Below are 13,573 nucleotides of genomic sequence, written 5' to 3'. Positions count from 1 at the left end.
AAGTTTTATTACGTAGCTACAGATGATGGATTCAATAAGCTTTCGATCGTGATCGGCCGGTTTTCATTTGCAGATTTCCAAACCGCTTCTCCCATAGCAATGGCATAAGCTCCATCTTCACTCCCAGATAATATGTTGTAGGGACGGACTGGATTAATGCCAAGGAACAGATCTTCTTGCAGAACCGGATCTCCTCCTCCGTGTCCTCCTTCCCGCTTAACCACGTGAATCGTTTCTTTTGATCCAAACAGCGGGTAGTAATCGATCGTTTGCTCAGGGAATGGAAACGGCACACGTGTTGGTTCGTGATATTCTGTCGTTTCAATCCTTCCTTTTGTACCATTGATCGCTAAACGATAGCCCTCATAAGGCAATGAAAAATTAATCGAGTAGCTTAGTAAGGCACCTTTATCATATTTGACGGTAGCGGTATATGTATCCTCAATTTCGATCTCTGAATCAAAAACACATTGATCCGGACGATAATTCGTATAGACTTCTGTTTTGCGTGTGCTTGAATCGATATGATCATCTTTTACCATGATATTGTCACTTCTTGAATTCCACCTTGAATAGTAGTCGCAATGATCCCTAACCTTACAGGTTCCGCAATAAAAGCCGTCCTCTTCCTTGCTTTTCGGGTTAAGCTCACTGTCAGGACCATAGTAGTTTAATGCACCAAAAGCAAAGACCTCAACAGGCTTCTGCCCGATCCACCAGTTGACTAAATCAAAATGATGCGAGCTTTTGTGAATGGAAAGACCACCCGAGAATTTTCTTAATCTGTTCCATCTTTGGAAGTAGCTTGAGCCATGGTATGTATCGATATACCAGTTTAAATCAATGGATGTGATTCGGCCGATTTTCCCCTCTAGGATCTGTTCTTTAATTTTAGTGTGAAAGGGACTGTAGCGATAATTGAATGTTACCGTGACCTTTCCTTTACTGGATAACTCCGCATCCATAATCCTTTTACAATCTTCAGCTGTTGTCGCCATTGGTTTTTCCGTGATGACATCCAGATCATGCACCAGCGCTTGTAAAATATAATTAATATGAGTATCGTCACGGCCTGTCACGATGATGACATCCGGTTTTGTATCTAAAATCATTTGTTCAAATTGGCTCTCATCGTACTCGTGAACATGTTCAACTTCCGGAAATTGCTGTTTACAGACTGAAAAACGCTTTGCATCGTTATCTAACAATCCCACTAACTCGCTCGTGTCCGAAAAAGTTTCTAGCATCGGTTTTATAAACATCCCTATAGCGCGTTTACTTACTCCGCAAACAGCATATTTTTTCATCATGTATCACTCCATTATTAACCGATTTTGCAAGCTCTTCCTTTTTATAAAAGATCAAGTGGCCCACTAATACAAAAGAGGGGAATACCCCCCTCTTTTGTATTACCAAAATTCACTCATTTCTACTGAAGCAAGGACAAAGGCTCCAACTCCATGAAGGTCATTATCCGTTTTCGGACGGTTTATATAATGCTCATAATCACCAACACCTGTCCCAATACAAATACCCGGCAATACGAATAAACCATCCTCTGTAAATTCAATCTGGTCAATTAGCCCTTGAAATCCTTTTTTTGCAAATTCTATTAAGCTTTCGTCAAGAAACTGATTTTTAACACCTTTTGCAATCATATAGACAAAAAGACTGGAGCAGGATGTTTCAAGCCAATTGTCCTCCCTATCTCCTTTGTCCACTACTTGGTACCACAATCCCGTTTCCTCATCCTGATAGTTAATTAGACTTTGCACAAGATTCCTTAAGGCTTGCAGCAGCTTAGGTCGTTCAGGATGATCCTCTGGTAAAAATTCCAAAATTTCATTCAACGCCATTCCATACCAGCCTATAGCTCTTCCCCAAAACTCTGGTGATTTGCCTGTTTTCTCATTCGACCATGGCGTCTTTCTGCTTTCATCCCACGCATGGAAATACAATCCGGTTTCTTCATCAAACGTATGCTTCCGCATAAGCGCTTCCTGCTCTACAACCATATCAAGCAAACTTGGATCCCCGTACTCTTTTCCATAATGAAGTGCGAAAACACCGCCCATGTACAGCCCGTCCAGCCACATTTGATACGGATAGCGGTCCTTGTGCCAATATCCGCCGTCCGTTGTTTTATTAAGGGTCGGAAACATGGCTAACAGTTTATCCGCTGCAATTCTATAGCGCTGATCCGTTGTCTGTTTTTCTATCTCAAACAAAAGCAGTCCTGCTTGAATGGAATCGAGTTCTTTACGGTCAAAGAGGAAGTTTCCGTTTTCATCAATTAAGCTATCTACATATGCTTTGATATAAGCAGAATATCGATCATCTTTCTTTTTTTCTGAGAGTTCTTGCAATCCGTACAGAAATACACCCTGGTGGTAATGCCATTTATTTTCAGGAGGAAGCAAAGGTGCCTCGAATTTTTTCATTAATGCTTCACAGGCAGCCTGCCCCCAGTCAAGCGTCGTTTTGAATTGATTGATCTTTTCTTCTTTTATTGAAACCATCTATTTTCATCTCCTTTTCTATTTCAATCCGCTTGTGCTGATTCCTTCGACAATATAGCGCTGGAAAATAAAGAACACGATAAACACCGGAACTAAGCTCAGCGTCGACATGGCAAACATCGCTCCCCAGTTTGTTAAATTATCTGGATCTGAGAAGAGCTTAAGTGCGACAGATACAGGGTAAAGCTCAGGCTTTGAAATATAAATTAACGGTCCCATAAAGTCTGACCAACTCCAATAGAACGAGAAAATGGCAGCCGTCATCATGGCAGGCGTTACGAGCGGGACAATAATTCTGAAAAAGATAGAAAAAGTATTACAGCCATCCATCTTCGCTGCTTCATCCAGTTCAATTGGAATCGTACGGATAAACTGCATAATCAAAAAGATAAAGAAAGGAACACCAAAGAAGTTTGGTAAGATAAGCGGCCAATACGTATTGATCATGTCAAAATTATTGAACATAATGTATTGTGGAATCATCACCATTTCAAAAGGAAGCATCATGGTCATCATCATCATGGCGAACCAAAATTTCTTCCCTCTAAACTTTACTCTAGCCAGCCCGTATGCAATAAATGTTGAAGAGATGATACTTCCAATTGTCGTTACAATGACAATGAAAAATGAATTTTTAAAGAAAGTGAAAAAGCTGATTCCGCCAAAGCCCTTCCAGCCTTCTATGTAGTTTTCAGGATGCCAGCTTGAAGGAATGATGGAGTGAGCCTCGACAAATATTTTTGAACTTTCTTTAAAGGAACTCCCAATCATCCAGACAAGGGGATACAGCATGATAACGATTAATACAATAATAATGAAATGCTGCGAAAATTTTTTAAGTCTTTTCTGCCATTTACCGTCCATTGAAGTTTCCTCCTTGTCCTATTTTTCATCCTGCTCATAGTGAACCCAATGCTTCGAGCTTTTGAAAATAATTGCTGTCAAAATACCAATGATTACAAGCATGACCCAAGCCATAGCAGAAGCGTATCCCATATCGAAAAATTCGAAGGCTCTTCTGAACATGTAAAGGACGTATAATAGCGTACTGTCCATCGGTCCGCCTTGTGTTACAACATAACTCGGCGTAAAGGCCATAAATCCTTGAATCGTTTGCATAACCAGGTTAAACAAAATGACGGGTGTTAATAACGGTAAAGTGATCCTCACAAACTGGCTCCATGCACCAGCACCATCAATGCTTGCAGCTTCATAATAATCTTTTGGAATATTTCTCAGACCTGCCAGGAAGATGAGCATGGATGATCCAAACTGCCAGCCGTATAAAGCAACAAGCGTCCAAAGAGCTGTAGCAGGATCGCCGAGCCATGAATGTCCCGAAATTCCGAAAAACCCCAGTAATGAATTCAGCGCCCCATCGTTACCGAACAGCTGTCTCCACAAAATTGAGATTGCAATACTGCCGCCAATGATCGATGGTAAATAAAGCAGTGTCCGATATAGTCCAACAAATTCAACCACTCGATTAAGCAGCATTGCCACTGCCAATGCGAAAACGAGACGCAGCGGAACAGCGGTTAAAGCATAAGTAAAGGTTACTTTCAACGATATCCAGAACTTCTCATCACCGGTAAACATCCGTTCATAGTTTCCTAATCCAATGAAATTCGGCGTTCCCAATAAATCAAAATCAGTAAACGAGAGAAAAAATGAATAGACGATTGGATAGAGTGTTAATGCAATAAAACCGATGATAAAAGGAGAAATAAAAAGGTATCCTGTTACATTTTGATAGCCATTTTTATTTTTTTTATTAAACGGTCCTGCTATCTTTAGCTTTGGTGCCGGTGAATTCCGTGTATATTTACCAGTTTCCGCTACAGGATCACTTTTTCTTGGCAGCATTCCCCTCACCTCTTTCTGAAGAAGTTGATTGTATTAAGAAGGTCCTGAATGGATAAAATCGTATCTAGTCAGGACCCTGCATTGTTACGTTATCGTGCTAAAATTTCTTTTGCTTTCTCTCTAAATTCTTTTGCCCCTTCTTCAGGCGTAATTTGTCCGTACATAACCTTCTCATCAACCTCAGTTAAGAGAGTGATAATCTCAGTCGCAGAAGCAGGGTAGTTTTTATCGACTGGACTGCTATTTTCTCCAACAAGATCGATATAGTCATAGATTGCTTTATTGTTTTCATCTGCAGCAGCAGCCAATTCTTCTCGAACCTCTTCATCAACTGGAATTCCACGCTCTGCATTTAGAATTTTGTTCGCTTCTATACTGTTGGTGAAGAAATCCAAAAACTTAGCAGCTTCTTCTTTTTGCTCAGAGCTTTCTGTTACAGAGAAGAATGAAGCAGGCTTCAAAAACATGCCTTCCTCAGTATTCGGACCTGGCAGCATCGCTAGCTTAAGCGGTCTGCCAGCTGCGCTTGAAAGTGCCACAACCTGATTCGACCATCTTAAGTCAAATGGTGCATTTCCATGAACGATTAATTCATCTTCAATTCCTTTAATTTGCTGAACAACGTCAAACCCTGGCGCAATTCCTTCGTCGACTAGGTTCTTATTCATTGTGAAGTAATCAATAAGCAGCTGATCGTCTGTATATCCAAGATCCGTTCCGTCATCATTAAAGAAACGAGCGTCGTGTGTTCTCAGGTAGTATTCAAAAATGTTATCAATTTCAAATAGTCTTGTTCCATAAACATCAAGCTCTTCGTGTACGGCTGTAGCAGCTGCTTCGAAATCATCCCATGTCCAGTCTTCAGGCATGCTTGTTCCTGCATTTGTCAGCATTTCCTCGTCATATACAACAGTCAATGCATTCATCCCAAGAGGAATTCCAAGCAATTTCCCATCAACTACACCCGAATCCAAAAGCTCTGGACTAATACCGTTTGCATCAATAACCCCTTCATCTACAAATTCAGACAGGTCAGCTAACAGATTTTTATCAGCATACTGATTCAAGTACTCTCCAAAGTTCATTTGCATAATATCCGGCAAATTATTTCCAACGGCTTGAGCTGACATCTTTTCAAAATATCCATCCCAACCGGTAAATTCAGATTCAATCGTTACATTTGGATTTTGTTCCTCATACATTTCAATTACTTCCAATGTCATATCATGTCTGGTTTGTGAACCCCACCATGCGATTCTTAATGTGATATCATCCCCGTCTTCACTAGAACCTGATCCAGCATCTGATGATGAAGATGAAGAGTCCGATCCCCCAGAACAAGCAGTCAGTAAAAGTAAGAGTAACGCCAATCCTGATAATAGCCATTTCTTTTTCATGTCTGACTTTCCCCCTTTGTTTTGTTCGTACATATAATTGAAAGCGCTTTCTACTAATAGAATAAGATATTCAACAGATTTAATTAATTAAATATTCAGTCATGATGGTTTAAAAATCAGAGGTAACAAAAATCATGATAAAATAAGGGTTTTTGGGAGTATTACGCTGAAAAAATCAAGAGGAATTTTTCGACATTTTCTGCTTTGTGAGAGTGAAAATTGGATGGTAATTCAGAGAATGAATAGAGTTTGAGTTTGGCCCATAAATATTGTATAAAGATCCATAATCTCGAAACGAAGACCCCTAAATACAGCTAACAGGTAACGGTCCATATTTTCAAAACGAAGGCATACAAATCCCCCGATGGCTTAATTCAAAAAACCGCCGGGAAGAGATCCCCAAGCGGCGTTTTATCGCGTTGATACTGGTTTTCCATTCATAATTCCTTTTAATTCTTTAAGGCGCGGTGCTCCCTCCCAATCCCCTTTAAATTGAGTGGCCAGCGCACCTAATGTATTGGCTCTTTCCAACGCCTCTATTACAACCTCAGCTGGTATATTTCCTGTACGAAGCTGCTCCAGCGAGTCTAATAGAACGGACAGCAAACCCGCAGCGAAGGAATCCCCTGCTCCAACTGTATCTACAACATGATCAATTTTAAAGGGAGGCACCTTGACTGAATGTCCCGTAGTAAACCCAATGGCCCCTTCTTCTCCCAGTTTAAGAGCGACGATCTTCGGACCCATAGCTAAAAACCGCTCACCATATTCCTCCACCGGTAGATCCCCCAACAAAAACTGAGCCTCTTCAATACCAGGCAAGTAGATGTCACACAATGGAATGAATGATAAAAGCACTTCTCTTGCCTTCTCTGCACTCCATAGCTTTCTTCGTAAATTAGGATCAAATGAAATCGTCAATCCTTTTTCATGCGCCAAAATCATCGCCTGTCGGACAGTTTCTTCGGTTTCCTTCCCAATTGCAGGGGTAATGCCTGTGACATGAAAGTGTTTTGCACCATCGAACCATTCCGATCTAATAACGCCGGGATGTAAACGGCTAGCCGCAGAATGCTTGCGATAATAATACACATTTGGGTCTGCGTAGGCTTTGAGGTCTTTAAAATAAACAGAAGTCGGGGCATCCTCATCACGTATGACATGAGTTGTATCTACCCCTTCACCAGCAAGTGTTGCCATGACGAAATCACCAAAGGGGTCGGTTCCAAGGCTGCTGATCCATCTTACCTTTTTCCCTAACCTGCTCAGTCCGATAGCCACATTCGATTCTGCGCCGGCAAGCGATTTCGTAAATGTTGATTCATACATTAAAGACCGGTCTCCCATGGACTGAAAAAGAACCATACTTTCACCAAGGGTTACAACATCTGCTTCATTTTGCTGCGGCACTGATCCCCACCTCTTTCACTAGTTCAACATATTCCTTTGCAAGCTGGGTAATTTGGTTAAATTCCCCTTCTCGAATAAGCTGGTTGTCGACTAGATTTCCTCCAAGGCCAACTGCTGTGACGCCATAGCTTAGCACCTCTTGGATATTTTCTTTGTTTATACCTCCTGTTGCAATCATTGGGATGTTGTTTAATGGTGCTCGTATTTCTTTTATATATTTAATGCCTAATGAACCAATGGGAAAGACTTTGACTGCCTGCGCTCCCAGTTTGTGGGCACGTACAATCTCAGAAGGCGTCATCGTGCCCGGCCAAACAGGAATGCCCTGCTCCAACCCGTAGGCTAATACCTCTTCATCTAAGTTAGGTGAGATGATATACTCTGCGCCTGCATTTATCGCTTCCTTCGCCATTTCCAACGTCAAAACAGTCCCGGCTCCAACTCGAAGTACCCCTTCATGGCTCTTTCTGACATCTTCAATCATTTGCAGGGCGCCATTTGTGTTTAGTGTAATCTCTAAAAACGATATACCGCCAGCTGCCAGCGCATTTGCTGTTGCATCCCCTTTATCTCGTTCAATTCCTCGAATGATCGCGATGATCTTCTCTTTCTCCAAGCTTACAAGCAATTTTTCTGCCATTCCCATCCACCTCCAGTACATTCTTTAAAGCGTTACACCCGTTTTAAAAATAGAAATTTCCCGGAAATCATTTTTCTCATTGTTAACAAAATCACCGTTTGCAACTTGAATCACATAGTTAACAAAATCCTCCAAGACGGCTTCAGAAGACACATCTTCTTCCAGTAGAGTTCCGGCATTGTAGTCAATCCAATGCGGCTTTGCTTCATGGATTGGTGTATTTGTAGAGACCTTCACTGTAGGAACAAATGTGCCAAAGGGCGTTCCTCTGCCTGTTGTAAATAAGACAATATGACAGCCCGCTGCTGCTAAGGCAGTCGAAGCGATTAAGTCATTTCCAGGGGCGCTAAGCAGATTCAATCCCTTTGCGCTTAAAATTTCCCCGTATTTCAGAACGTCTACTACAACCGAGGTTCCTGATTTTTGTGTACAGCCTAACGACTTATCCTCCAGTGTGGAAATTCCACCATCCTTATTTCCTGGAGAAGGATTTTCATAGATTGGCTGATTGTGAGCGAGAAAATACTGTTTAAAATCATTGATCAAATCAACAATTTTATGAAAGACCTCTTCATTTGCAGCTCGTTCCATCAGCAATGTTTCAGCTCCAAACATTTCTGGCACCTCAGTTAAAACCGTTGTACCTCCCTGAGCAATCAAGTAATCTGAAAATCGTCCTAAAAGCGGATTAGCGGTAATACCGGAAAACCCATCAGAGCCTCCGCATTTTAAACCGATTTTTAATTCCGATAAGGGAACCTCAACTCGCTTGTCCCCTTTGGCATGCTCGTGAATTTCCATCACAAGCTTCAAGCCTTCTTCAATTTCGTTTGATACTTCCTGTGATATGAGGAATTTTATTCTGTTCTCGTCCACGTCACCGAGTGCTTTCATGAATGCCGGCAGTTCATTATTTTCGCAGCCAAGTCCTAGAACGAGAACCCCGCCAGCGTTTGGATGATTGACTGCGTTCAGCAGTATACTTTTTGTGTTTTCATGATCGTCACCAAGCTGAGAGCATCCGTAGTTATGCTTTAACACGAGAACATTATCAAACGGACTGTTGTCCCCTACTTCCTTTTCAAAGCGTTTAATGATTTTTTCCGCGATTCCGTTCACGCACCCAACTGTAGGAACGATCCACAATTCATTGCGAATCCCTACTGTTCCGTTATCTCTTCTGTACCCCATAAAGCTTCGCTGCTCGTTTTTATACATGTTTTCTACTAATTTTTGATCATATTGGTATTCCTGCGTTCCCGAAAGGTTCGTTTTTGTATTATGTGTGTGGATTAGCTCTCCCGGCTTTACTGCTTTAGTAACATGACCAATCGGGAATCCATATTTAATCACATTACTGTCTGATTCGAGAGTCTTAACAGCAATTTTATGTCCCCTTTTCACCGAGTCTATTAGTTGAATCTCGGTTCCACCAACCTTTATACGTTCATCTTTATCGATATCTCTTAAAGCCAGTACGACATTATCACTCTCATGGATTTGCAAAATGGCTTTCATGAAAATCTCCTCCTTATTTAATGAGCGATGTCGATAACCCATCCAGCGCCGCCTTCATTCCATTTTTTTCAATACGCTCCAGGTAATCTGCAACCGTATCCGTTAATCCAGCGATCAAATTCAGGTCCGTCCCCCAAAGCTCTTCATCACCGAGTACGGAAAAAGACAGCTGGCTATAGCCTTCCCGCGTACCATCGCAGTTCTCCCAACGATCTTTAAGTACGCTAAGAACAACTGGATGATCCTCCAGGTTAATTTCTTCCTCGCCTCTTTTTCCTTTATAAAATGCAATTAATGCGCTCAGTGTAAAAACAAGTTTTGTTGGCAATTTTCCTTTTACATCGACATATTCAAGTAATGAAGGTAAGTTTCTCGTTTTAAACTTTGATACGCCGTTTAGTGCAATACTCATCAAATAATGGTGAATATATGGGTTTCTAAAGCGGTCCAACACCTCAGCAGCATATAATGTCAGCTCTTCAGACGACATTGCAATGGTCGGAATTATTTCCTCTTCAATGAGCTCCTTTATGAATGTCCCCACTATTTCATGATTCACGGTTTCTCCTACTGTATTCAGTCCATATAAATAAGAAACAGCGGCCATGGAGGTATGGGCTCCATTTAAGATCTTTACTTTTCTGGTCCTGTATGGCGTGAGATCATCGACAAAGAATGTATTCAGTCCTGCACCTTCAACCGGCAATTCGTTTTTGATCCATTTCGGACCCTGAATGACCCAAAGGTGATATTGCTCACCTACAACCACAAGTTGATCCATGTATCCAAGTTCCTTTGTTATCTCATCAATGGAATTTTTCGGAAATCCCGGTACGATACGGTCTACCAAGCTGCAGCAAAAGGTATTTGCTTGATGAATCCAGTCAACAAATTCACTTTCCACTTCCCATAAATCTGCATATTGCAGAACTATTTCCTTTAGCCTTTTGCCGTTTTCTTCAATGAGTTCACAGGGAATGATGATGCATCCTTTGCTTGTATCTCCATTGAACTTCTTAAAGCGGTAATAAAGAAAAGCCGACAGCTTGCCCGGAAAGCTCTTTTGCGGCCGATCCTCCAGCCTGTCGCTCGGGTCAAAGGCAATTCCTGCTTCCGTCGTGTTGGACACGATAAAACGCAGTTCCTCTTTTCCTGCGAGATCTATATAATCCTCGTAGTTTGCGAAAATGTCGATTCCCCGGCTAATGGAGTTGATCACATTATGCTCGTTTACCTCCTTGCCATCCTTTACTCCTTGCTGGTAGAGAGTATATAATCCATTCTGTTTATTTAAACGGTGAATTTTTTCACTCCCGCGAGGCTGAACGATGACAACACTTCCATTAAAGCTTGTTTTTTTATTAAGGACTTCAATCTGCCAATCAACAAATGCCCTTAAAAAATTCCCTTCTCCAAATTGCAGGATTTTTTCCGGATATTGCTTATATTGTTGATAAATATCTTTTGAAAGTGTCTTCATAACAGCGCTCCTTCCACATAATGCACACGTTAACATTTTTACTTAAAACGACTACCCGTTTATGAATTAAACGGGAGAAGAATCATTAAGCGCTCTAACTGAGTCCCTTATGATCAGTTCGGTGTTTTCGAAGTGATTTCCACCTTGATCCTCTTGCTGACTCATCAATGACAGGATACTTTTTGCTCCCTGGATGCTGATTTCCTCCATCGGCCTTTTAACTGTTGTCAGTCTGGGCGTTGTATACTTCGCAAAGCCAATATCGTCAAAGCCAATGACCGAAATGTCATGTGGAACACTGAGCCCTTTTGCAAATATTGCATTCATTGCACCAATTGCCATGTCATCATTTGAGCAAAAAACAGCTGTTGGTGGTTTTTCAAGAGACAAAAGCTTCTCCATTGCGGTATACCCGCCCTGCATCTCATAGTTTCCTTTTTCGCTATATTCATGATGAATCGGAATATTTTTTTCAATCAGAGCCGACAAATATCCATTTTTCCGTTCATGAGAGGATTTAAATTCTTCTTTCCCTTCAATAATGGCTATTTTTTGATGACCGCATTTAATTAAATAGTTAACCGCATGATGGGAACCCTCACGATCATTGGATAAAATATTAATGATGGTACGGTCCTCTAATTGTCGATTCAATACGACAAGCGGAATATTTTTTTCACGTACATGATAAATAAAAGCATTATCTGCATCGCTTTGACTCATTAAAATGATTCCGTCATATCTTTTGCTGTTAATGGAGGAGAAATCCTCATAGTCATCAATTCCACGAACGAACAAATTATAGTCTTCACTAATGACACTGTTAACGCCTTTTATCGCATCCGCTAAGAAGCTTGTCGAGGTCCCGTCACTGATGGTTGAAAAGAAAAGACCGATCGTGTGCGATTTTTGCATGACCAAGCTTTTCGCATTGTAATTAGGCGTGTAATTAAGCTGCGAAGCAATATCAAGAATTTTTCGTTTCGTAGGCTCTTTAATTAACGGGCTGTTATTTAACGCTCTGGATACCGTTGTATGGGATACATTTGCTAATTTTGCAATGTCCTTGATCGTTACCATGTCCTTACCGTCCTTTGCTTGCATCGTCTTGCTACTAGAATATCATAGTTATAAAAGACTTATTAAATTTGTTTTCCTATCCTTCTCCAGTGCCTCAAACTGAAAATAATTCTTCGCATTATTATAGGAAATATCCTGTACAATTTGCCCCAGTAATGGGAGATCGTTCGGCACCTCTCCGTCTTCCACCCATTCTCCAATTAAATTACAAATGAGTCTTCTGAAATATTCATGCCTTGTGTAGGAAAGGAAGCTTCTTGAATCCGTCAGCATGCCAATGAATCTGCTAAATAGCCCTACATTAGACAAGGCTTTCATTTGTTCGAGCATGCCGTCCTTCGTGTCATTAAACCACCATGAGGTTCCGAATTGCATTTTTCCCGGTGTCATGCCGTCCTGAAAATTGCCAATGGCTGTTGCAATAATGTAATTATCATTTGGATTTAACGAGTATAAAATAGTTTTAGGAAGTGCATTTTCACGCGCTAAGGAGTCTAATAGACGATTAAGCGGCTTTGAAATATCATCATCATTCATCGAATCATAGCCGGTATCAGGCCCTAGCTTCTCAAACATTTTTGTATTATTATTTCGAAGGGCGTTGATGTGAAATTGCATCGCCCAGTCCAGCTCTGTATATAAGCTGCAAAGAAACTTCAGCGTGTATGTTTTGTATTTCTTCTCATCTTCTAAAGAAACTTTTTTCCCTTTTAATCTTTCAGCAAAAATTCCTGCTGTCTCTTCTTTTGTTGCTTCCTCGTACACCATTACATCTAACGCATGATCTGATACCCTTCCTCCAACTGAGTGAAAGAATCTCACCCTTGTTTCAAGCGCCTGCAAGAAATGATCATAGGATGCTATAGACAGTTCCGTTGCTTTCTCTAAATTCCCCACCCATTCAAGATAGGTGTCCCGATTAATTTCCAGACCTTTATCTGGACGAAACCCTGGAAGGATACTAACATGAAAATCTTTCTCTTTCTGTAATAATAAATGGTATTCCAATGAATCAACGGGATCATCCGTCGTACAAACGACCTTTACCTTTGATTTTTCAATGAGCTGCCTAACACCAAAATCTTCTCCCTCTAGTAAAGCATTTGTTTTTTCCCAAATCTCTGGTGCACTTTGCTCATTCAAAAGTTCATATATGCCGAAATAGCGTTGCAGCTCCAGATGCGTCCAGTTATAAAGCGGGTTACCAATCGTTGCTGGGACTGTCTTTGCCCAGGCGGCAAACTTGTCATAATCATCAGCAGCTCCTGTTACAAGCTCCTCCGCTACACCATTGGCCCTCATGACTCTCCATTTATAGTGATCACCGTACAGCCAGGCTTCTGTTATGTTTTTGAATTTTTTATTTTCATAGATTTCCTTTGGGCTTAAATGACAATGGTAGTCGATAATCGGCATTTCTTTCGCGTAATCATGAAATAAATGAACGGCAGTTTCATTTTTCAATAAAAAATCTTGGTCCATAAACGGCTTCATCATTTCACCATCTTCCTTATTTATTTAATGTTAATCAAAATGTTAACGTGAACATTTTATTGTAAGTTTATTCTACCTTTATTCTCTTTTAACATCAATCCTTTTTTGATTATCGTAAAGAAAATTTATAATTTTCTGGTTTTTTATTTTTTTATACAAAAAGCTGTAA

Annotated in this window: 11 protein-coding genes; all 11 read right to left on the bottom strand. The window is 40.8% G+C overall.

Features of this window, described 5'->3' with window-relative positions:
- Positions 1–8: 8 nt before the first annotated feature.
- The 11 genes from KP78_RS02450 to uxaC all read right to left on the bottom strand — a co-directional run bounded on the left by KP78_RS02450 (position 9) and on the right by uxaC (position 13,404).
- Positions 9–1,307 (bottom strand): Gfo/Idh/MocA family protein, encoded by a 1,299-nt coding sequence (locus KP78_RS02450; RefSeq protein WP_041085951.1) that lies wholly within the window; start codon positions 1,305–1,307, stop codon positions 9–11.
- Positions 1,308–1,409: 102 nt separating this feature from the next.
- Complete coding sequence (locus KP78_RS02445) at positions 1,410–2,519, bottom strand: glycoside hydrolase family 88/105 protein (protein ID WP_041085949.1); 1,110 nt, start codon at positions 2,517–2,519, stop codon at positions 1,410–1,412.
- Between the two features lie 18 nt (positions 2,520–2,537).
- Positions 2,538–3,383, bottom strand: coding sequence for a carbohydrate ABC transporter permease (locus KP78_RS02440; protein ID WP_041085948.1), 846 nt, complete (start codon positions 3,381–3,383; stop codon positions 2,538–2,540).
- Positions 3,384–3,401: 18 nt separating this feature from the next.
- Entirely contained in the window at positions 3,402–4,385 is a 984-nt protein-coding gene (locus KP78_RS02435) for a carbohydrate ABC transporter permease (protein WP_084219650.1), read from the bottom strand.
- An 89-nt stretch (positions 4,386–4,474) separates the two neighbouring features.
- The gene (locus tag KP78_RS02430) at positions 4,475–5,782 is read right to left on the bottom strand and encodes an ABC transporter substrate-binding protein (RefSeq protein ID WP_041085947.1); all 1,308 of its coding nucleotides are present in this window, start codon (positions 5,780–5,782) and stop codon (positions 4,475–4,477) included.
- Positions 5,783–6,193: 411 nt separating this feature from the next.
- The gene (locus tag KP78_RS02425; RefSeq protein WP_235420812.1) at positions 6,194–7,192 is read right to left on the bottom strand and encodes a sugar kinase; all 999 of its coding nucleotides are present in this window, start codon (positions 7,190–7,192) and stop codon (positions 6,194–6,196) included.
- Positions 7,176–7,832 (bottom strand): bifunctional 4-hydroxy-2-oxoglutarate aldolase/2-dehydro-3-deoxy-phosphogluconate aldolase, encoded by a 657-nt coding sequence (locus tag KP78_RS02420; RefSeq protein ID WP_041085945.1) that lies wholly within the window; start codon positions 7,830–7,832, stop codon positions 7,176–7,178. The genes KP78_RS02425 and KP78_RS02420 overlap by 17 nt, the downstream gene beginning before the upstream one ends.
- 24 nt (positions 7,833–7,856) lie before the next feature.
- Positions 7,857–9,350: a UxaA family hydrolase gene (locus KP78_RS02415; RefSeq protein ID WP_041085944.1), complete on the bottom strand. Its 1,494-nt coding sequence runs from the start codon at positions 9,348–9,350 to the stop codon at positions 7,857–7,859.
- A 13-nt stretch (positions 9,351–9,363) separates the two neighbouring features.
- Positions 9,364–10,830 carry a tagaturonate reductase gene (locus tag KP78_RS02410; protein ID WP_041085942.1) on the bottom strand — a complete coding sequence of 489 codons (1,467 nt, stop codon included), beginning with the start codon at positions 10,828–10,830 and terminating at the stop codon, positions 9,364–9,366.
- A 66-nt stretch (positions 10,831–10,896) separates the two neighbouring features.
- Positions 10,897–11,910, bottom strand: coding sequence for a LacI family DNA-binding transcriptional regulator (locus KP78_RS02405; protein ID WP_041085940.1), 1,014 nt, complete (start codon positions 11,908–11,910; stop codon positions 10,897–10,899).
- A 48-nt stretch (positions 11,911–11,958) separates the two neighbouring features.
- Positions 11,959–13,404, bottom strand: a complete 1,446-nt coding sequence (gene uxaC / locus KP78_RS02400) for a glucuronate isomerase (RefSeq protein ID WP_041086123.1) — start codon at positions 13,402–13,404, stop codon at positions 11,959–11,961.
- Positions 13,405–13,573 lie beyond the last annotated feature (169 nt).

It is taken from the genome of Jeotgalibacillus soli (assembly GCF_000829435.1).
Lineage (GTDB): Bacteria > Bacillota > Bacilli > Bacillales > Jeotgalibacillaceae > Jeotgalibacillus > Jeotgalibacillus soli.
The sequence above is the reverse complement of the archived record's forward strand: the minus strand, read 5'-3'. Positions and strand labels throughout refer to the sequence as shown.

Bases quoted from the DNA above. Each gene is read 5' to 3' on its own strand.
- KP78_RS02450 (WP_041085951.1), bottom strand. From the start codon at position 1,307: ATGAAAAAATATGCTGTTTGCGGAGTAAGTAAACGCGCTATAGGGATG.
- KP78_RS02445 (WP_041085949.1), bottom strand. From the start codon at position 2,519: ATGGTTTCAATAAAAGAAGAAAAGATCAATCAATTCAAAACGACGCTT.
- KP78_RS02440 (WP_041085948.1), bottom strand. From the start codon at position 3,383: ATGGACGGTAAATGGCAGAAAAGACTTAAAAAATTTTCGCAGCATTTC.
- KP78_RS02435 (WP_084219650.1), bottom strand. From the start codon at position 4,385: ATGCTGCCAAGAAAAAGTGATCCTGTAGCGGAAACTGGTAAATATACA.
- KP78_RS02430 (WP_041085947.1), bottom strand. From the start codon at position 5,782: ATGAAAAAGAAATGGCTATTATCAGGATTGGCGTTACTCTTACTTTTA.
- KP78_RS02420 (WP_041085945.1), bottom strand. From the start codon at position 7,832: ATGGCAGAAAAATTGCTTGTAAGCTTGGAGAAAGAGAAGATCATCGCG.
- KP78_RS02415 (WP_041085944.1), bottom strand. From the start codon at position 9,350: ATGAAAGCCATTTTGCAAATCCATGAGAGTGATAATGTCGTACTGGCT.
- KP78_RS02410 (WP_041085942.1), bottom strand. From the start codon at position 10,830: ATGAAGACACTTTCAAAAGATATTTATCAACAATATAAGCAATATCCG.
- KP78_RS02405 (WP_041085940.1), bottom strand. From the start codon at position 11,910: ATGGTAACGATCAAGGACATTGCAAAATTAGCAAATGTATCCCATACA.
- uxaC (WP_041086123.1), bottom strand. From the start codon at position 13,404: ATGAAGCCGTTTATGGACCAAGATTTTTTATTGAAAAATGAAACTGCC.